General features: G+C 25.3%; 12 protein-coding genes. 2 read left to right on the top strand and 10 right to left on the bottom strand.

All coding sequences use genetic code 4. The features are described from left to right. The 9 genes from T405_RS00620 to T405_RS00580 all read right to left on the bottom strand — a co-directional run. Positions 1-4,352: coiled-coil domain-containing protein (locus T405_RS00620; protein ID WP_036430062.1), on the bottom strand; the 4,352-nt coding region annotated here is incomplete at its 3' end. Next, entirely contained in the window at positions 4,324-6,390 is a 2,067-nt protein-coding gene (locus T405_RS00615; protein ID WP_036430060.1) for a hypothetical protein, read from the bottom strand. The genes T405_RS00620 and T405_RS00615, both read right to left, overlap by 29 nt. Before the next feature lie 22 nt (positions 6,391-6,412). Beyond that, positions 6,413-8,815, bottom strand: a complete 2,403-nt coding sequence (locus T405_RS00610) for an MGA_1079 family surface serine endopeptidase (protein ID WP_156951216.1) — start codon at positions 8,813-8,815, stop codon at positions 6,413-6,415. A 9-nt stretch (positions 8,816-8,824) separates the two neighbouring features. Further along, positions 8,825-11,554, bottom strand: a complete 2,730-nt coding sequence (locus tag T405_RS00605; RefSeq protein ID WP_036430055.1) for a V-type ATP synthase subunit I domain-containing protein — start codon at positions 11,552-11,554, stop codon at positions 8,825-8,827. 1 nt (position 11,555) lies between these two features. Next, positions 11,556-12,839 carry a discoidin/SUN/FTP domain-containing protein gene (locus tag T405_RS00600; RefSeq protein ID WP_036430052.1) on the bottom strand — a complete coding sequence of 428 codons (1,284 nt, stop codon included), beginning with the start codon at positions 12,837-12,839 and terminating at the stop codon, positions 11,556-11,558. A 150-nt stretch (positions 12,840-12,989) separates the two neighbouring features. After that, complete coding sequence (locus T405_RS03675; RefSeq protein ID WP_051619508.1) at positions 12,990-14,489, bottom strand: endonuclease; 1,500 nt, start codon at positions 14,487-14,489, stop codon at positions 12,990-12,992. A gap of 67 nt (positions 14,490-14,556) precedes the next feature. Beyond that, on the bottom strand, positions 14,557-14,928 hold the full coding sequence (gene rplL, locus T405_RS00590; RefSeq protein ID WP_036430050.1) for a 50S ribosomal protein L7/L12: 372 nt from the start codon (positions 14,926-14,928) through the stop codon (positions 14,557-14,559). Between the two features lie 39 nt (positions 14,929-14,967). Further along, positions 14,968-15,465: a 50S ribosomal protein L10 gene (gene rplJ, locus T405_RS00585; protein WP_036430048.1), complete on the bottom strand. Its 498-nt coding sequence runs from the start codon at positions 15,463-15,465 to the stop codon at positions 14,968-14,970. A 171-nt stretch (positions 15,466-15,636) separates the two neighbouring features. Then, on the bottom strand, positions 15,637-16,824 hold the full coding sequence (locus T405_RS00580; protein ID WP_036430046.1) for a phosphopentomutase: 1,188 nt from the start codon (positions 16,822-16,824) through the stop codon (positions 15,637-15,639). 174 nt (positions 16,825-16,998) lie between these two features. On the opposite strand from T405_RS00580, the gene T405_RS00575 reads away from it, so the two are divergent. Next, entirely contained in the window at positions 16,999-17,589 is a 591-nt protein-coding gene (locus T405_RS00575) for an FMN-dependent NADH-azoreductase (RefSeq protein WP_036430044.1), read from the top strand. Positions 17,590-17,674: 85 nt separating this feature from the next. After that, complete coding sequence (locus tag T405_RS00570; RefSeq protein WP_036430041.1) at positions 17,675-22,699, top strand: DUF1410 domain-containing protein; 5,025 nt, start codon at positions 17,675-17,677, stop codon at positions 22,697-22,699. 42 nt (positions 22,700-22,741) lie between these two features. Here T405_RS00570 and T405_RS00565 read toward each other — a convergent pair whose 3' ends face one another. Beyond that, positions 22,742-23,335, bottom strand: coding sequence for a hypothetical protein (locus T405_RS00565; RefSeq protein ID WP_156951215.1), 594 nt, complete (start codon positions 23,333-23,335; stop codon positions 22,742-22,744). Positions 23,336-23,388: the final 53 nt, after the last annotated feature.

Below are 23,388 nucleotides of genomic sequence, written 5' to 3'. Positions count from 1 at the left end.
AAATCAGCTAATAATTTTTCTTTATTATTTGGAGATAAACTAGTTGCATTAATAGTATCACGAGTTTGGTCTTGAACTGTTTTTAATTCAATTGCATCATTTTTAATTTGTTCTACTTGTTCTTTAGTAGGAGTTGGGTTGGTGTTGTTTAATTTACTTTGTAAAGTTCTTCGTGATCCCTCTGGAAGATTATTAATAGCATTTTGAGCTTCAGTTTGTGCTTGAGCATATTCTGCATCTAGTACATCTTGCCTTTGGGCTTGTTGTATTTTAGTAAGAACTTCTGCTACTTTTTCTTTGGTAGTAGCATTGTTTAATTCTTCTTGTAAATTCTCTTTGTTTCTATCTGAAACTTTATCTAATTCTGTTTGAGCTTCATTAATTTTTGTTAATAATTCTGCTATTTTATCTATTACTTCTTGGGTTTTTTCTTTTGTAGTAGCATTGTTTAATTCTTCTTGTAATGCAGTTTTGTTTCCTTGTGAAGGAAGCGAAGCTAATTCTTGGTTTGCTAAATTATGTAAATTAACTAATTCAGTTGCTTTTGCTTGAATTTGATTATAAGTTTCAGTTGTATTTGCATTTGTTAATTCATTATTTAATGATTCTCTTGCATTTTCTGGTAATTTATTAATTTCAGTTTGAGCATTATATTTAGCTAATTGTTTTAAACTTTCATTGTATTTTGCTAATACTTCAGTTATGTTAGTATTAGGCATATTTGTTACATTAGTTTTATTTTGATCAGCATCTGGTAATGGAGATATAGTATTTAAAGCAATTTGATTAATAGAATTAATAATACCTTGTTTTGCTTGAGTTAATTGTTCTGGTGTAGTTGCATTAGCTAAGTTATCTAATAAACTTTGTTCTAGATTTAGATTTGCTAAATAAGGTCTTAGTTCATTTTGAATACTTGCTACATCTGCTCTAACTTCTTCGCCTTCTTCTCTTAATTTTTCAATAGCTGTATTTTTAGCGTTTAAAATAGCTGTTAAATCATCACCAGCATTTGTTAATGCTTCTCGAACTGCATTTTGTTTGTCTGGAGTTTGAATTAGAGCAATAATATCATTTGTATCTTGTTTCGCTTGTGCTATTTCTGTTTTATTTTTTGCAGATTTAACAGCATTTAAATCTGTAGCATTTTGTAATTCTTCACTTAAAGTACCTTGATTTTCTGTTCTTAGTGCATTAATTTGAGTTAATACTTTTTGTTTCTCGTTTTCAAATAACTCTTCTGCTTTTTCTTGAGCTGCTAGTAATTGTGCATATGTTTGATGAGCTTCTGGAGGTAGTGGAAGGCTTTGTGCTTGAACTTCTGTATCACCATTTAATTTATTAATTGAATTTTGTGCTTGAGTTCTTGCTTGAGATAATAAAGCAGTTGTTTCAGAAACTACATTAATTTTATCTGTTACAGAAACTGTTGTATCTGAATTAACTTTATCTATTAATGATTGTAATTGAGGATGGTTTTTAGATGGATCACCTTCTACACCTAATAATATTGTTAATTCTTTATTTACTAATTCTTGAGTTTTTGCTAAAACTTGGTTTTGAATTTCATTAATTTCTTGAATATTAGATGCATTTAATAATCTTTCTTTAAGTTCATTAACTGCACTATCATCTTCTGGTTTAGCAAAAGCTAGTAAAGTATCAATGTTTGCTTTAATTTCATTTAACTTATTATCAAAAACAGTTTGTGCTTCATTTTTTAATGTTTCTAATTCATCGATTGTGATATTTTGATTGTTTAATCTTTCAACAAAGGTTGTGTTTTCAGTTGAACCGATTGTTTTATTAACAACTGCTTGAACTTCTGCTATTTTAGCGTCAATAATTTGTTGAGCTTGTTGTTGGTAGTTTGCTATTTTTGCTTCTGTATCTGTATTAACTTGGTCATTTAAGTTTTGTAATAATTCAGATTTAGTAACTCCGTTTGATAATCTATTAACAACACTTATAGCATGATTTCTTAATCTTTGTATTTCTTGTTCTGCTTTCGTTTTTAATGCATCTCATTCAGCTTGACTTGGGGTGTTATCTTGTCCAAATTGATTTATTAATGCTTCAATATCTAAACGTGCAGGGTTGTTTGGTTCTAATTTATCTCTTAATTCTAATGCTTTATTTTTGGCATTTTCTAATTGAGCATTAATTTCTGAAATAATTGTTTGAACTTCTGCTTGAGTTCTTGCATTATCAATTCTTCTTGCAAAATCACCTTTTCCATCTGTAATATTAGTATCTGTAATTTTTAATAATTCTTCTCTTGCAGATTCTTTTGATTTTTCTAAATTATTTTCTTCTTGTGTTCTTTGAGATTGTGCTACTGCTTTAATATCTTCTAAATCTTGTGTACTTAAAGAACTATCTGGTCCTGTGGTATTAGCATTACCTTGTTCATCAACTCCATTGATTTGTTTTAATAAATCCATTTTAATTTGTTGATCTTCAATGTTGTTGATTAATTCTAAAGCAGATGTATAAACTAATCTATGTCTTTCTTGTTCTGCTTGTATTTCATATGTTGCTTTTTGTTTTACTTCATTTGCTTTTTCAACAGTATCTGCAGCATTTAATTCATCGATTAATTCTTCTCTTCTTGTTTGAGATTTAATTTTTTGGATTTCTTGTAATGCTTGGTTTTTAGCATCTTCTAATTGTTTTGCACTAATGCTATCTGTTTTTAATGTTTTTAATTCTGCTAATGTTTTGGCAGGATTATTAATAGCATTTAATAATTCTGCTTTTTTAGGGTTATCATCTGATAATTTAACTGCTTCTGCTAATGCTTGATCTCTGAATTTTTGTAGTGTTTGTTGAACTTTTTCAGATAAAACTGCTAATTTATCTTCATCAAGATTTGCTTGAGATTTATTAGCATTAAATGTTGATAAATTATATCCTTCTATTGCTTCACTATCTTCTAGTCCTGTTAATTTTGCTAATTCAGTTTCAAAATTTGTTTTTAATGTTTCAAAAACTTGTGTTGCTTCTTGAGCAATGCTTTTTGCTTGTTCTACATCTGCTACATCGTCTTGTGAATCAGGATTGTCAATAGGTAAAGCTGTTTGCAATCTTTCTGTTAATTGTTGTTTTAATGGATTTGAATCTGATAATAAAGAAATTGCTTCTCTTACTTTTTTACGTTCATCTTCAATTAACTTATCTTCTTTAACTTTTTCAGCTAAAATTTCAGTTCTTAGATTGTCTAATTGCTCTTTTGTTGTTGCTGCGTTTAATCTATTTTCTAATTCAGTTCTTTGAGATGAATTTGCAACTCTTAAACGTGATAATTCTGAGGTTGCTAATTGTTTTGATGATTCAAATTCTTTTTGAGTTTGAATCATATTTTGTAATTCATTTGCTTTAGAAACAGCTTGAGATAAATCTGTTGTGTTTTTAATTTCATCTAATTTAGTTTGGAATTCTGCTTTTTTAGTAGGATCAGTTATTTCAGTTAATTCTGTTTCTATAGATTGTTCTTTTTGAGTTTTAATAGCAGATAATTCTGTTTCTCTATTTAATTGTTCATTAATTTTTGTTTCAACTTCATGTAATTTAGTTAAAACAGCAGATTGATCAGTATTTGGATTGTTACTATCATCATTTAATGCATTAGTTAATTGAGTTGCTATTTCTTGTTTTTTACTTTGATCTGTTATATTTTCTAACAATGAATTTAATCTATTGTGTAAATCATTATTAATTTCTTCAGCATCTGCATATGCACTTGCATCTGAACGAATCTTATCTGCTGCTTCTTTTGTTGATGCATTAGAAAGCATTTGTTCAAATTCTGCTTTTTTAGTTGGGTTAGTAATTTGACTTACACTTGATGTAGCTTGTGCTTTAGTATCACTATATTCTTTTTTAAGAACTATTTGATCTTTTATTAATGCAACGCTATCTGAATCATTTGCTGAATTTAATTGATTTTGTAATTCTGTTCTTTCTTCTTCTGTAAGATTACTTGCTGAAGTTAAAATAGAATTTGCAGAGGTTAATTCGTTTTGTCTTGCTAAATTTGCATTTGCTTGATTATGTATATTAGCAAATGTTTCATATGTAGAATCCGGAGAATTTTTAGCATCATCTAATTGTTTTTGTAATTCTGCTTTTTTAGGGTCTAAATCATTAATTTGATCAATAACCCTTTGTGTTGCTGATATTTCATCATTAAGAACTTGTTCTGCTCTTATTTTTAGTACAGTAAATTGATCTTGTGTTGTTGAATTAGATAATTGATTGCTTAATTCCCTTACTAAATCACTATTTCCCGATAGTTTATCTATTGCATTTTGGGTTGTTTCTCTAGTTTGTTTGTAATTGTTGATTAACATTGGTTGTAATAGTATTTAATTGTGTTTCAGCTTGATTTATTACTTGTTCTGCTGATGCTAAATCAGTAATATCTAGATTATTTAAACTATTTAATAAGTTTGTTTTTTCTGGAGAATCAGTTAATTTATTTAATAAATCAGTAGCTTTATCTTTTAAGTTTTGTAATCTTACAAACGCTTCTACTTCATCATCTAATGTTCTTAATTGAGTTAATTCTGCACTCGGATCGTTATTAGCTGCGCTTTGAATTTTATTTAATAAAACATCTTTTTGACTTTGAGGTAAATTAGAATCATTTATTGAATCAATTAAATTTTGTTTTTTAACATAAACTAATCCAGGTATCCCTGATTGTTTAGTAATTTCAGTTTCTAAATCATTATTAAGATTGTTTAAAATCTCTGAAATTCTTGGAGCATTATCTTGTAGATATTGATTATCTAATGCTTTTTTAACATCTTGTTCTTTTAAATTATTTAATGACGTTAAATCATTTGCTGCTGTAATCTTATTGATTAAATCTGTTTTTTGTTCTGGTGTTAAATTAGTATTATTAATCAATTCAGTCAAAGCATTTTTTTGAAGATTTAATAATTTATTATTTTTGGTTTCATCAGGATTTTGTCCTAAGATAGTTGCATTAATTTGATTTTCAATTTCTGTTAATTTTTGACTTGCTTGAGTTGGATTGTTTTGAATTAATTCTCTTGCTTGAGTTAATTGATCTAATAAAGGTGTTAATTGAGATTTAGTATCATTATCAATTGAATCATTATTGATTAATGATGTTAATAGGTTTGCTTTATTGTCTAAATTATATGAATCAGTAATATTGGTTGCTTGTTCTAATCTTTGTTTAAATTCTTCTTGTTTTTTGTCATTAATAACTGCATCTAATAACTTTTTATTAACAGCAGAAATTTTATCATTTTGTTTAACAGTTTGCTTGTTATTTAGTTTTTGTGCTAATGCTAAAACATCATTAATTGTTGTTGGTGTATTATTTGATGAATCATCTGTTGAAGTTGTATCATCTGAGTTTGATGAATTATTACTAAAATCAACTTTATTCAAAGCATCTACAATAACTTTTTTATCATCTGGATTTCTGTCTTTTAGATGGAAAATAATGTCAGCTATTTGCTTTAATTTTTGAGTTTCTTCTAAAACTTTTTGAGATTTTTCTCTGTTTTGTAAAGTTAAATTATTAATATTTTCTTCTGTATTTAACTGATTAATTTGATTTTTTAAATCATTTATTTTTTGATCATAAGAATTTAATATATCACGTTTAACTTCTGATAATATTGAACTAGATGTAGAAAGATTTGTAACAAATTCATCTTTTTCAGTTTTAATTTGGTTTTCAATATTTGCTTTAGTTTCTTGAATTTTAGGTAAATCTAAACTTGCTGAAGTTTGAATTTGTAATAATAATTCTGTTTCCTTTTCTTTATCAGTTACTTTTGTTAATAAAACCAGAGAATCATTAGTTGTTTTTACTTCTTCTTTTAAATTGTTTAAATCATTTAAATAAGTATTTTTAGCTGTTTCTAATTGATCTGGTGTGATATCACTTTGATTAATTGAATCTAGAAATTTTTGTTTAATAGCAGCATATTTTTTTTGGTATGCTTCTATAATTTTTTGATCTTTTTTATCGTTGTATTTTATTTCGTTAATATCTGAAATTAAAAACATTTGACCTTGTTTTTCGGTCTCTTGAATTTCTTTTTTATGATTGTTTTTCGCTTCTTCTATTAATTCTAAAATATCTTTTAATGATTCAGGGTTATAATCTTGTGAAATTGTGTTTAATTTTTCTGTTAATTTATTTCTTGTTTCTGTGTCTGTTATTTTTGAAATTAATTCTCTTAATTCATTCTTTTTATCATCATATGATTTTTGTCTTTGATTTGATTCTTGTGAATTAATTGCTAATATTGTTCCTGCAATAGCTGATGATCCTGCTAATACTAATGCAGAACCAATAACTACAGCAAAACCTTTTTTCTTTTTATTCTTATTTTCTGTCATATTGTGTCCTTATATATATATATTATTTATTATTTAAAATTGGTTTGTAAAACCATGGCATACTAAACTCACCTGGGTTTTTTAGACTTGCTTTGAATAATACATTACCAAAAGAACCAGAATTTTTTAATTCTAATGGATTTTCATTATTATGATTTACGCCCATATAACTAATTCTTTCTGTTTCCATATGAGTTCCAGTACTTCAAGCTCCATTTGCTCCTGAATGTCATAAAGAAATCAATGAATCATCTCCTATAAAGAAAGAAGTACCTGAATTACCTCCACCAAACTTCATTGGTGAATAATTTGGAAATTGCCTAATTACTGTTTCGCTAACTCCTACTTCTGGACGGTGATTTACATAACCAGTCAATCCACCTCAACCAGGGAATCCAGTATGTGCAATATCTTTTAAAGCTGGTACTCATATTTGAGATGCAGAATAACTAATATCAAATTTTACGTTTTCTGAATTATAAATATCATCAATAAAGCGTATCATATCTCCTTTAGCTCTTAAATTAGCTTGTTTTAGAGATTCTTTTAAATCTACAACAGTTATTGTTGCATCAATTTTTGAACCTGTTTCACCTGTTCTTGTTTTAAAATCAGTACCTGTAATTCCTGTTCAAATTGCTTTAGCACCAGGGATTCATGTTGCAGTAACATGGTGTTCATCTGCACCACCATAATTTGTATATGGATTACCTTCATGTATTTCGTTTTTATAAATATTTAATGGTAATCTCATTCCCACACCACCACCTAAGTCTTTAACTAAATTATTTCCATTAAAGTGAGATAAATTATTAATCCTACTTTCAACATGATGATTTGTTAGGATGTAAAATCTATAATCTGTTGGATCATCACTTACTTTACCTATTAAAGAACCTGAACCTAATGAACCTGTTGTATATCTAATAGCACGCTTTTTAACATTTTTAATTAATGTTCAATTATCATCAACTCCCCATTCTGTTCTAATTCATTGACAATCTGGTTTATAACCTTGATTATGTTTTCAAGGAACGTTTTGGTTTGGATTATAAAATGAATAATCACCTAATATTTTACCATCATTATATAAAATCATTGGTTCTTGTGGTTGTCCAAAATCTACTTTATTATAATCATATAAATTAGTTTCATAATTTAGACCAAATGTTCCTTCATCTTCTGCTTCATTAACATAGTTAATAATCATTTTAGCTGATGCAGGTGATACAATGATTGCACGATCATTATCAAAAGTTTTGTTTTCTTTTCTTTGTTGCTGTGTTGATATATCTATTAATAATTTATAAGTAGAATCTAATGAAAGAAATTCAATTGTTAATCCTTTAATATCATCTCATTTAAAAATAAAACGGTATGGAATGGTTATTTTTTGGTTATTATCTGTAAATTCAAAATTAGATTCTCAACTAATTAATTTTTCTACAAACAGTTTTTCAAAATCTAATTTATATTTAATAGCATAACGTTCTTGTTTTTGTCTATTATCCTTATTATTATCAAATATTAGTGGAGTAATAAAAAATGAAAAATCAATTGTTCTATTTCTTGTATTTGGTTTTAGAAATGTATGTTCTAGGTATTCTTTTTTTAGTGTTCATGATGCTTGGTAATCAGAATACTTATTTCATAATAAATCTTTTCAATAAGGTTCTAATATTCTACTTCTAAATACTTCATTAGTTGATAAATAAGTAGTTTTTAATAAATCTGTTCCATGGTCTAGATTCCTAAATTCTAATATAGATTCATCTGAATCAAAACCAGAAATTCTATATCAATTATGTCCTTTAACTATGTTATCATTATTATCTTTGAAACCAAATCTAACAAATGCATAATTTTCATTACCTTTAGTAATATCTATAATTGAAAATCTATTTTTTGGTATTTCATAATTTTTATAACTTATAAATTCATCTTCTTGTTTTAAAGCAATTATTTCATTTAGTTCATTTAGATTATTTTTGAAATATGATGCTTTTTTATTTTTTAATAATTCAGTATTTATTTTTAAATCACTAAGTTTAATATTATTCAAAATAATATTTGGATATAAAACTTGTTCATAATCATTAACTAAGTTATATGCGTAAAATATTTTATTTGGATTTGTATACCTTTTATTCGAATCTTTTTTATCAATAAAACCAAGTTTATAAGAAATTCCTCTTTTACCTTTTAATTTAACATCATAAAAATAATAAAATAGTCTATTTTCAATAGTATCATTATTTGCACTAGATCATTGTATATCACTTGGATTATCTACATTATTTAATAAATGACCAACATTTAATGGAACATATCAATCATTATCATAATTTTTGTCAGCTACATGTGGAGTGTTATTATTTTGTTTTTGATTATTTTTAAGCAACCTAAAAATATAATTAATTTTCAATTCTGCATTTTATTCTAATACTGCAGATGGATTGAAAACTCTATAAGCAGTTGTATTACTATTATTTTCTGCTTTACCTGCAGCTTTTCTAAAAGTAAAATCAGCTGAATTTAAAGTATTAACTTGATTTATTAAATTATCATCAATTCTCTGGAACCCAACAAAATCTGCTTCTGTTAATTTAACACCATTTTTTGGTTCTACATAATCATCATATCTAACATGTTTAAAGTGATCAATATTATATGTATATTTATTTCTATCACTTGGCAATTCTGCTCATTGACCATCTTCTTGATATCAGAAGAAAACTTTAGCTAATCCACCTCATTGTGAAGATTCAATATTCCTTGCTTCCACTACTTCATATGGTTTAATTTCATATCTTCCGTGCTTAGGCATTATATAAATATCATTTAATGCTTTAATTGCATCTTTTACATAGTAGTCAGTATGAGTTTTTTTAATTCCTCTTTTTACTGATCAATTTTGATAAAGACCTGTTCTTCCTTCATTTAAAATTTCGATAATTTTTTGTTTGTCTATTGCATCATCTAATGATTGTTCTGTACTTGTTTGGAAGTTTACATTATTTTGTGAAGATAGGTTAAGTGTTTTTAAAACTTGGTCATTAAAATAAATATCAATTTTAAAGTTTAATTTATTATTTTCAAATGTTGGTATTTCTTTTAATTGATATGTAAAATAACTTTTTATATACTTAGATTTTTTAAAGAATAAATTACTTTTTTCTGTTTCATATTCAATTTCACCATTTTCTTTATTTATTACATTAGCAAAAATACCTAATGTTTTATAAGTTTGATTTGTTTTATTCAAATCAAACTTATTTTGAAATTCTTGATAAGTAAGTTTGGATAATTCAAAATAATTAATATCAATTAATGAATCAGCATTATTATATTCATTTAGTGAGTTAAATTTTTCAACAACTTGATTGTTATCAGTTCCATAATCTATTGTAGTTTGTAATTCTGTTTTTAAATTAGGATTAAATTTACTTGTTATTTGATATGTTATTATTAAACTTTTTTTAGAATCATCTAATGCTAATTTTGATATTTCAAAATCAAAACTATTGTTATCTAATTCTTTTAATAAAATTTTAGCGTTATTATAGTTAATAGAACCAACAGATAAAAACCCCTCATTTCCTTCTGTTATACCTGTTGTATTATAATTATTTTTCAATTGAGTTTTAATTGTATTAAAGTATTCAGTTGTTTTTTGAACAAATATTTCTTGTAATGATTGATTATTTGAAGTAGAAATATTTAATGAATTTAAAGAATTATAAAAAGTATCTAAAATATTAGAATCTATTGTTTTTAATTCATCATTTAAATTATTATATACATTTAGATTTGAACTTAGCAGTTCATAAAAATCATACTCTGATTGGCCACTAATTGATTTATTATTAATTAGATTTTTTATATCTTTTATTTTGTTTACAATCTGATTAGTTTTTTGGTTGATTAAGTTTAATTCATTTTGATATTCACTAACCCTTGATAAAGTTTTTAATTCAGTTATTTCTTTTAATTTATTGTTTTTGAATTCTACTGAAATCTTTGTATTAGCTAAAACATTTTTTAAATCTTCTTTTTGGTTTCTAAAATTATTTAATAATGCATCAACTTGATTTTGTAATTCATTAAATGAATCAAAATTATTAATATTTTGTAATTGATTAATTAGTTCATTATATTTATTTTCATCTATTGATTTATAAGTTTCAATTTTTTGTTGTAACTGTTTTATATAAGGAACTAACACAAATGAATTAATTTGTTCATTTTGAATTAATATAACATTAAATTCATTTAATTTTGATTTTAATTCATTGTTCAATACTTTTATTTGTTTATCTCGAATTGTTTCATTTAATTTATAAAACGAAGATAAAACTAAAAATAAATTCTCTTTTAATGTTTGTTTATTTTCTTCTTGAATTGATAAATTATTTACTATATTATCAATAACAACAGAAACATTATTTTCATTATCTATATTTAATGTTTTTAAAATATTATTTGCTTTGTTTAAATTATTTTCATATTCTTGAATTAATTCTTCTGTTAAGTTAGTATTTAATTCAATTTCTAAAAACTGCTTGAAATTATTTTTAATATTTATATATAAATCATTAACAGTAAAGTTATGTAAATTAAATAATTGAATTAAGTTCTCTGTTTTTTGATTAATTAATTTGTTTTCATTACTTATTTTTGTAATTTCATTTTTAACTTCTGTTAATTCTTGACTAACTTCTGGTTCCAAAAGTGCTTGAATGATAGAATTATTCCCTTGTCCTTTATTATAAATTTTTGTAATAACATCTATTGTATTAGATTTACTTATTGAAGAAGGAAAGAAATCGTTTAATTTTTCAAAATCTGTATCATCTGTTTTTTTCAATTCAGAAAATACTTTATAAATTTCATCTAAGTTATTCCCTTTTTCTAATGCGTTTTTATATGGTTTAGATTCGAATTCTAATAAAACAGCATCAATTACCTGTGTATATTGTGGATTTTTATGCAAATCAGATAAAAGTTCTTTTAATGTTTCATTTTGCTTATTTTGGTTTGTTTTGTCATTATAATAATTTTTATTTGATACATAACTACCTACACTTGAACCTATAATAATTGCACCTAAGATAGATCCTCCTGCTACGGAACTACCTATGATAATTTTCTTTTTGTTTTTCATTTTATCTTCCTAACTTTATGGTAATTGTATATGTTTGTGTTTGTCCTTTTTGAGAAGTAATAAATAATTTATAAACTTGTGAAATAACTTTGTTTTTTTGTGTTGTTTGAGACATTAATTTCAATTTATTTGATAAAGCACCCCTTGAACTTTTTGTTATGATTTTTTCTATAGAATTAACAGATAAATCATTGTCAATTATTGTCAATTCATTTTTTTCGTTAAATGAATTTGTATAGTCTTTACCATCATAATTAAATTCTAATAATGCATTATCATTACTTAAGAATAATTCACGAACTTGTCCATCTGGACCTCAAAACTCTAGTTCAGTTAATCCGATTAAATTTCAGACTTCTCGATTATTATCTCTTCTTTTACTTGGATCTCATTTTAATTTTAAAAATCTTGTTTTAACAGGAGAAAAATTAATTTCTTTTGCTTCAGAAACATTACTTTCTGACTGGCCTAAATTTTGATTAGGAGAAAAGTCACTTGGTGAAACTTTATCTTGATTTTTCACAGGTATATAATCAACACCATCATTTGAATATTCTACTGTGAAAGAATTGGGTAAATTGTGTCCTGATGGTGAACCAGTTCAAAATCATAATTTAATTAGTGAAATTTCTTTTTCTTCTGTGAACTTGAATACAAGTTGTCTCTTTTTTTCATCAGTATCGTTTAAAGGAACACTCATAAATGCTCATGTATCTCATCTATTATTGGTTCTTATATCAGAATCAAATAAACCTCATAATTTTTCTTGGTATGCTATTTTATCTAAATCAAAATAATCTGATAAATTACTATTATTATTAGTTCTACCTGATTTTAATTCTAAGGTATTTGGTTCTTTTATATGCGTTTTAATAAATATATTAACTTTTATGTCTCTATTTGATTTAGAAACTCCAGTTAAAACTAAATCATTAAAAATGAAATCATTTTCTTGCAAATCATCATCTCATTCAAAATCATTAAAATAAATAACATTTGTATTTCCAGATATACCTGAAAAATATGTTGGTAGTTCTTTTACAAAATCAATGTATCTTTTTTGACCTTTAATTAAATTAAAGGTTAAATCATAAATATGTAAATTATCTGTTGTTATTAATTCATCTGAATCTTTTATATCACTTAGCAATGGTTTGGTATCTTGTTTTGCTTGACCATCTATTTTTTTATGTTCAGAAACTTTTGGTTCTGGATAACTACAACTTATTAAAATAAAAAAAGTTGAAACGCTTAATAGACTTAATAATTTAAATTTCTTTTTCATAATAACCTCGATATATATATATATATATAGAAATATGTTTATTATACATTTTTTTATTAAAAACTTATACTATTTGCAATCATTTTGAAAATAACGTTTTTAAACAGATACAATATCAAAAAATATGCAATAAAATTGCTATTTTCAACTTTATTGCATATTAATTAAAACACCTTTATTTTCAAAAGGTTTTGGATTTTGACCAAATAAACTTGATGCTAAATTAGGATAATCAATAAAAGGATTTCTTATAGTTGTTTCTTTAAATGTTTCATTATTCCTGTTTATATCAAACATATCAACTGGATCTTTTGAATTTCAATTAAGATATGTTAATAAGTAATGTTCTTTAATATTTGGAAATACATCAGTTAAAATAGAATTTCCATTACTAATATTTTTATCAAAATAGCTTGATGCAAAATATAGATATGCTCTTGCTATATCTCCTTTAAATGCATCAATAACTTCAAAGACTTTTTCCCCTAAAGAATTAGTCCCACTTTTTGAACCATTTTGCGATGTAGATGTAATATTTGTTACATCATCATGAGGAAAGTTTGCTCTAACTGAGTTCACTTTAATATCAGAAGGTCATACAAATGTCGGATCATTTCTTAGTGGTTCAACCTTACTAAATCAAGATTGTGGAATAACATGTTCTCTATTAGTACCAGAACCTTCATTTCTTCCGTCACCTCCTTTATAAGTTGTATATATATAAGGGTCGTTTCCTTCAGGATTTTCTGAATAAATATCTAAAATAGAACCATCTTTTTCATAATAATTATCTTTAAAAGCACTAGAATTATTATAAAAAGTAGGTAAATCATTATAAGATTTAATTGAATGTCTTTTAGATTTTTGAATTTTGTTTAATTCTTTCCATAAATCTAGACCATATAAACCATTAGCACTAGCATAGTAGTTGTTATTTGCATCATAAACATAATTTGATTCATTTACAGAAGAAGGATTTATGTGAGTTGTATAAGATGATTTAATTGTTGTTTCTTGTTCTTGATTTTTAACTTTGTATTTAACTTTAATTGTTTGTTTTGTTCCAGTTTTTAAATCAAATTTAGATTTAAATGTTAAATTAGAAAGTGATATATTACCTTTATCAAATAAAGCAATTTTATATTCAAATTGAATAAAATCTCCCATAATTTCATAATCAATAAATGAACTTATTCTTTGTTGATTTCTTTCATTTGTATATGTAGGATTTTTAGCATTTGCTAGTTGATATGAACTTATTGAAGGATTTACTGAAAAAACATCTAATTCTTTTCTATTACCTAAGTTTTTTCAATCCACACGAACTGTTCCTTTAGGTTGAATTAAAACTTTTTTACCTACGCGATCAAATATAAAAACACTTTCGTTTTTAATTGAATTATTTAATAATTCATTTGAAATTAAATCAATTATGTTATTACCTTTTTCAATACCAAATAAATCTAAATCATTTGCTTGATTAACTTCTATTTCAAGTCCTGCTTCGGGAGTTTTTTCTGGATTCATTACCTTAGTTCTATTATCATTACTTGATGTTTGTTCTGAGTTTGTTTGTTTACATGAAACAACAAAAGCAATAGGACTTATACTTAAACTAAGTAAAATATTTATCAATTTAATTTTTTTCATAATTTCCTCTTATAATAATTTTATAAAATTTATAAAAAAATAGATGCAAAAAGCATCTATTTAGAAATTATTCAACTGAAACTTCAGCACCAGCTGCTACTAAATCAGCTTTAATTTGTTCTGCTTCTTCTGCTTTAACGTTTTCTTTAATTGTAGCAGGTAAAGCATCAACTATTTTTTTGGCTCCCATTAAGTCAAGTCCTAATACAGCTTGAACAGCTTTAATAACTGGGATTTTCTTTCCTCCATCTGATTTTAAAACAACTTTGAAACTTGTTTTTTCCTCTGATCCGGCTTCTGCAGGAGCAGCAGCAACTGCCATAGCAGCCATCGGGTCAATTCCAAATGCTTCTTTCATTGCTTCTACAAGTTCCATAACTTCTTTAATTGACATTTCTTTTAATGATTCAATAAATGTTTCTTTTGTTAATTTTGACATAATTTAATTCTTCCTTTCTTATTTTATTTTTATAGTTAATTATTCTGATTTACCTTCACTATACATTTTAAGAGATAAACCAAGTTGTTGTAGTGGAGACATCATTGAACGTGCAAGTATTGTAAGTGCTTCTTCATATGTAGGAAGTGTAGCAACATCTTTTACACCTTGTGCATCAATAACTTTACCTTCAAATGTTCCAGCTTTAATAACCATTAGTTTATATTTTTTAGCAAATGATGCTAATAATTTAGCAGCAGACATTCCATCTTGATTAGAAAAAACAAATATGTTCGGTCCTACTAAATATTCATCTAAATCAGCAAAACCTGTTGCTTGAGCTGCTAGTTTAAATAAACGGTTTTTGTAAACTTTAACTTCTAATCCTAATTTACTTGCTTCATTTCTAAATAATTCTAATTCAGAAACAGTTAAACCACGATATTCAGCAAAAGCAATTGCTTGAGAATTTTTAATTTTTGCTGTTATTTCTTGAACAACTTCTCTTTTAGCTAATTTGAATTTTGATTCTGACATTTTAGCCTCCTTTCAAAATTATTTGCAATACAAGAAAATAAGTCATACACTTGGTAACATTATTAAGCTTAGCCGTTACTGTCTTTATGTATTGCTTGTATATTATAATAAAAAAACAAAATTATGTAAATTTATTTTTAATAGAAAAAACTAGGTATACCTAGTTTTGAATTATACTAATTTGTCAAAGATATCATCACCTGTTTCTAAAACTACTTCTGCTCCAAAGTTTCTTGCAACTATGTTTCCTAAAGTTCCTAAACCATTAAAGTTTGGTAATACTTTTGGATTTTTAAATGATTTTGAAAAAATTGTTGCAGGTAGTAATTCTCTAGTATGATTAAATCCTGGATATAAAGGATCATTACCATGATCTGAAGTCATTATTAATAAATCATCTTGGTTCATTGCATTAATTAATTTTGCTAATTTAACATCTAAGTCTGCAATATTTTGTGCATAACCGTGAACATTTCTACGGTGTCCATAATGTGAATCAAATTGTACTAAATTAGTAAAAATTAATTGATTTTCACTTTGTTGTTGAGCAAGTTCAATAGTTAAATCCATTCCATGAGCATCACCTTCACTTGGAATATGCCTTGAAATTCCTTGACCTACAAAAATATCATTTATTTTACCTATTGAAATAACTTCAATTCCTTGTTCTTGTAATTTATTTAAAATCATTTCACGTGGTTTATTTGCATAATCATGACGATTAAAAGTTCTTGTAAAATTACCAAAATCTCCTATATATGGACGAGCAATAATTCTTCCTACATTTCATTCTGGTTTTGACGAACAAATTTCTCTTGCTGCTTTAGCATATCTATATAAATTATCTAAACCTGTTCACTCTTCGTGAGCACATATTTGCAATACTGAATCTAAAGATGTATAAACAATAATTGCTCCTCTTTCTTTTTCTTCGTTAGCTAATTCATTAATTATATCTGTTCCTGATGATGATTTATTTCCTACAATAGGTCTTCCATCAAACGCTTTTGATAATTCATCAATTAATTCTTGAGGAAATCCGTTTTCTGAAAAAGTAGGGAATGGAACCATTGTTTTAATTCCCATCATCTCTCAGTGTCCTGCTAATGTATCTTTTGCATTTGAAACTTCTTGAACTTTAGCAACATACGCTAATGGTTTAGAAACATAATAATTTCCGTTTAAATCAGTAATATTACCAATTCCTAATTTTTTTCATGTATCTATTTTAAATTCTTCTGCCATCGATGCAGATCTAATAGTATTTGCTCCTGCATCGCCAAAATGTTTTTGATCTCTATCTGGTCCTATTCCCAAACCATCTGTTACTATCATAAAAATACGTTTAAATTTTGCCATTATTTCTCCTAATTTATAAATAAAGTAATTTATAATTGTATTTTACTCTTTTTTTATAAATTAATATATATTTTACAAATTAATGGAATTAATTCTTTAAAAATTGAACAATTTTTGCATAATAATTATATTACTTTAATATAATTAATTTATATAGTCAAAAGAAAGGAAAGAATGAAAAAAGTATTAATTTTAGAAGGTAATTTAGTTAAAGACCCAAATATTTCATATACTCATGCTACATTAAATGTTTTAGATGAATATCTTTTAAATTCAAAAGAATATGAAGTACAAAGATATGACTTAAACACAACTCATTCAGAAACTTATTTAACAAAAAATAATATTCCTAATTATTGAAATGAAATAGATGCAGATTTTTGAATCAACAAACTTAAAGAAACTGATTTATTAATTTTATCTAGTTCAATGGTAAATTTTGCAAGTCCTGTTGTTGTAAAAAACTTTATTGATAGTATTTGTGTAGCGGATAAAACTTTTTCTTATAAATATTCTAAAAAAGGTGATGCAATTGGTTTATTAACTAATTTAAGTGTAATCTTAATAACTTCTCAAGGAGCTCCAGAAGGTTGATATCAATGAGGTAATCATAAAGAATGATTAAAAGGAACATTTAATTTCCTAGGTGCTAAATCCATTAAAACATTATCTATTGATGGAACAAAAGTAAAACCAATTTCAGATATCAAACCAATTCAATATGCTCAAGATATTAAAGAAAAATTAATTGAATTAATTAAATAGAATTAACACCAAATCTGGTGTTTTTTGTTTTTTTAAAAAATGCCTTATATTTTTATATAATTAAAATATACAAAAAGGATTAACTATGAAAATAAAACAACAAACCAAAAAGAAAATATTAAGCATTTTAATGATGTGCAGTTCTGGGGTATTAGCTTCAAGCATTGTTTCTTCGTGTATAACAGATACAAATGAAGAAAAAAAATATCAAATAAATAGTATTAGAATCACAAATGTTACACATAATTCTGCAGAAATTGAACTTGGTTTCTTATTCGTTAAAACAGAACAAGTTCCAAATTTAAACATTAAATTAAATGATTCATCAAACTTAATAAGTCATACTAATTATGATAACCAAAGTAAAACAATGCTGTTTAGGTTAAATAATTTACAAGAAAATTCAACATATGTGCTTGAAAAAATTTATGATGGGACCGATGAAATAGATTTTTCAAATATTTCTGGTAATAAATCATTTGCAACTTTAACTAATAATAATGGTAGTATCTTGCCACCAAATGATAATCCAACCAATCCTATTCAACCAAATCCTACCCCTACCCCAATACCTAAAAAAGAAAGTAATTATATTATAAATAATTTTCAAGTTTCTAATATAACTCATAATTCTTCATTAGTTAAAATGGTTTTTTCTAAGTTTCAAAATATAAGTCCAACAAATTTTGAATTTATTTTTGTTAATAATAAGAATAATGAGAAATCAATAATAACAAATCCAAGAGTTAATACTCAAGACAAGTTAGTTGAAATTCAGCTAAATAATTTACAAGAAAATACAACTTATACAATAAATTCTTTAAAAATTAACAATGAAATAGTTGATTTATCTAATTTAAAAATTAAAAGTTTCAATACTACAAGAAATAACACCAACAGTGATCAGCCAACTCCATTAGAAGATAATATTAGCAACTTAAATTTTGAAAATATAACTCATAAGAAAGTTAATGTAGATGTTATTTTAAATAGAAGTTTTGAAAATTCGGATAATTTAATTTTAGAACTTGTTAATAAATCAAATAATAATACTATTTCATATAATAATTCAACATTAACAAGTAGTAATACCAAAACTTTTAATATTGTTAATTTAAATCCTAATACAACTTATGAAATTAAAAACATTATTATTAATGGTAAGAATTTAACTATAAGTTCTAATATTACAAAAACTTTCATGACAAAGCAAGAACCTCAAGATTCCTTTGTTGTTTCATCTATTGAAACAACAGGTACAAAAAATACACAAACATATGTTAAGGTTAATTTTTCACAACATCAATTAGGAGATGAAGATAATAAAAAATTTTCATTAGTTATTAATGATCAAACATATACTACTAGTTCGTATAATAATGAACCATATGTTTTATTTTTTGTTTCTGGTTTAACTAGAAATACAACATATAATATTTCAGGTTTATCAATCAATAATAAAAATGTTCCTTTAGTTGGAAATAAAACTTTTAAAACAACTGATAATGACCTTGAAGAACGAAGATCGGCAAGTCCTACTAGTGAATTCCAAAGAACTCAAGCATATCCTGTTTCAAGTAGTAAAAATAAATATTATGATGAACCATCTAACATCCAAAATAAAGATTATGTATTAACTCAAACAACAGATTATCAAAATTATTTAAATTCAAGTAATAAAAAAATTACTTATTCAAATGATTCATTAGATCAATATACAAAAGTTCCAAGAGTTGTAAATGGTAGTTTTAATAATGAAAATACTGGATTAACAGTTGAATTAGAAATACCTAACCCACAAAATAACACATATACGCTTGAATATGAAAAAACATCAGACAACAACACTAAAACAGCCGTGACAGTTTCATTAAATAAAACTGAAAATAAATTTAATGCAAATATAACAACAACTCCGGGTGATGCAATTAAAATTACTAAGTTATTATCAAATAATCAAGAAGTGTCCAACTTTAACAAAGCATTTAATACTTATTTTGAAACTATAGTTACAGGAACTAAATCAAATAACTTTACCTTTAAGCATTTTAAAAACTGGGAATTATTAGATGCAAATACATTAGGCACAAAATGAAAATTAGATCCTCAAATATTTACAAAAGATAATTCTAATTCATTTCCTACTTTTTATTGAAAATACCAAAAAGTAGACGGAACAATTGATTATGCTAAATTTAATACTAGAAATTCTACTCATCAAATAAAAGCAGAAGTAGAAAAAAATAAATATGCTAAATCATTAGGTATTTATTATGAAGAAGATAATAAAAAATATCGTGTAATTGACAATACTTTGTTAGAACCTAAAATTCCTAATAAAAATTCTTCTAGTGTATCAAGGCTTATTGATATCAATTCAATAAATGTATCTAATAATACAGTAACAGTTAACTTCAATAAATCTGTTACACAAGAACAAGACTTAAAAGTTTTAGTTAAATCTGTCAATCCACTTCAACCATGATCAAAAATTATTACATTAAATAAAAATGGACAAAGTGGAACATTCGACACAAATCAATTGCAAACAAATATCAAAAATTACATAATCACTCATTCTTTATTAGATAATAAAGAAAGTATTTATGATTTAGATAGTAAATATAAATTCACAAAACCACTACCATTCAATGAAGTTGTTTTAAATGATTTTAAAGTTATTGGTGATGAAGAAAAAAGAATTTTATATGGAACTTCAAAATTTGATATAACTAGTTCAAATATTGAATATCTAAAAGATAAATGATTTGAATTTACATTTGAAGCTGAAGTTCCCGAAGATAAGCAAGAAACATATAATTCTTATTATGTTAAAAATCCTAAAATTATTGTTCCTTTTAATAAATTAAACAAATTTATATTAAAAGGTTTTATAGACAGAGTTAAATATAAATTAACAGGTGTTAAAGTTTTAGATCCATATACTACTGATGTATATGTTAATGTTAATTTAACTAACAATTCAGAACAATACAATTTTGTTAAATACTTTAACTATGATTTATATAGTGAAATGTTAGACAATGATACTAGCACATCAAACATACAAAACAGTGATTTAATAACAAATAAAAAGAATTTAACTACTACCGATTTAAGAAATATTTCTTTAAGTTCTGAAAGTAAAAATAGCATTCCTTATTCAATTCAGAATATGTATTCATGAATTAATTATAAATACGAATTATATTACAGAAATGCTAGAGATTTTAATAAACACACAGTTAAAAACTTTAAATTAATTGATGAAAATAATCAAGAAATTAAATTAAAAAGTATTGTGGGAAGAGAATTATTAAGTAACAAAAAACCTGTTTTAAATGACACACAAACTAATGCTTCTATCACAAAAGATTTATCTAAATTTAATAATTTAGAAAATCTAAATGATAAAGATGTTTTATTTAATTTTATTTTTGAATTAGATCCTACACATAAGGTTTTAAGTAATTCTGCAACTACTTCTCAAAGTGCTAAAACATATGTAATGATTCCTGTTTCATATAAAAAGATTAAAGAAACAAGAACTATAGACAATTCTGTATTTAATGTTGTTCATGGTTATGATGATTTTGAAACAAGTAATTTATATCATAAGATTTTAAACACTATGTTTAGATTTAAAGTTTCATTAAATAATAATGATTTAAAATTAGAAATTATTGCAAAAGATGAGCAAAACACTAAAATATTTGATTTTAAACCCGACCATAACTTATCATTGATAAATTCTGCTTTTTTAGGAAATCATGATTTTTATGTTTTTTATAAAGAAACACCAAATGTTGAATTAGACTTTACTGAAAAAGCAGTTGGAGATAATTTAATTGCAGGGCCAAATGAAAAAGCTTCATATAGAGAAGGAAGTGGAGTTCATATAAACAATTCATATGAACCTTTATTTGGTAAATTCAGTAAATTAAAAGATGAATCTAAAACTTCTATTAGATTATTTGAAGAAAATAAATCAAAAGTTATCACAGATTTAAGACAAAGAAGTTTCGCCTTCCAATCTAGAGACGGAACATGATTAATGTTAGGTAAAGTTAAACCAAACGATGACACAGATTTTAGATTTTATATAACCTCAAATGAACACGTAGCTGATAATAATAATATTTTAAGTTATAAAAGAGATCCAAACAATCCATGGGTTACAAGACAAGCAGCACACACTGACATAAAAGTCCCAGTGATTATTAATCAAAGTCAATATAATCAAAATAATACTTATCCAATAGTTGATTCTAATAACCTTCGGTTTGGTTTCTTTGATATAAACATAGAAATTATAAATAACTTTAATAATGAACGTTTCTTCCCTGAAAATAATGAATTCAAAGATAATCAAGGTAATTCTTTAACTGGAAACTTAAAAAATAGAACAGCTGATCTTGTTTATGCTATAGCAGACTTTTCATTTATTTTTAAAAATTTTGCTATTAATAACGAAGATGGTTGAAGATGAAATGGGCAAACATTAACTGATACAGAAAAGAGTATAATTAAATATATTCATAATTGAGTTAAACTTCCAATGATTAAAGCAACAAATCAAACACTTGTATTAGATGATTATGTTAATTTAAATGCATATATTGCAACATTTCCTGCTATTTTATCTGATAATAAAGATTCACCTGCTTTCCCTTCTGGAATAACTAACTTTGCACATCAATCGACTAAAAGGTATCGTGAATATCTTTTAGGTAGTTCAATTAGACCATTAACAGATATATTTTACTTACCTAAAAAAAGCGGTGATCGTGCTGGTTCATTTAGTACTAATTCAGTTTCATATAGTACAAATACTGTTGACTTAGGTGGTGGTTCTTCGGGTACATCATTATTTGATAATGAAGGTAACTTACTTGGTTATATAGTTAGTGGACATAACCCTGATAACAATAAAGAAACTGAAGAAACTTTCCAAATGTTTGTTATAGACCAGCATGCCAAATCATATTTTGGAAATGGTACTACACCATTAGGTAATACATCATTTTATGAAAGAATGAGAATGCTATCTTATTACTACCCAGAATGATTTGATCCTATTAATTTTACTAACAAACCAAAACACTATTAATAAAAATACACAAGTTCTTGAACTTGTGTATTTTTATATTTTTTAACGAGGTAATCTAGCAGGGAAGATATCTTTGTTGTTTTCTATATTACTCTTTGAAAAAACAATAACTTCACTTCCATCGGTTTTTCAGAAAATAAATGTATATGATTTACCGTCTTCTAACTTGTTTTCGTCTGTAAATTCTCATCTCAACGGAAATTCTGCACCTTCTTTTGCTGTTGTCAAACTTTTTTTAATAACTACTGGTTTCACCAGTGTGTTATTATTAGAAGAAATAACTTCAGCTGCAAAAGCATATCAATCACCAGTTGCATCTTTTACAGGAGATAAATGTAAACTAATATGGAAAACACCATCGTGATCTAAGTTATTTGAACCTGTTTGAGCTGGAAATAATAATGTTCTTGTTTTTACATTACCACTAAATTTAGCAACACCATATTCAGTGAAATCTATATCTCCAATTCTATTTTGAATTTCTTTTCTGTCTTCAGATTTCTTAGGTTTTTCTTTGTCATGTCTTTCTTTTGTTTGTTTAGTTTCATAATCTGAACAAGAAGCAGAAATTGTAGAAATACCTATTCCTAAACTAGTTATAATCCCGATGTTTTTTAAATATTTTTTTAATATCATATTATATATAATCCTTTTTTATAATTAACATGTATATGTTACACATTTTTTTA

The sequence above is a fragment of the Mycoplasmopsis felis ATCC 23391 genome (genome assembly GCF_000701865.1).
In the GTDB taxonomy this organism is placed as follows: Bacteria; Bacillota_I; Bacilli_A; order Mycoplasmatales; family Metamycoplasmataceae; genus Mycoplasmopsis; species Mycoplasmopsis felis.
This window is presented reverse-complemented; position numbering and strand designations above follow the sequence as displayed.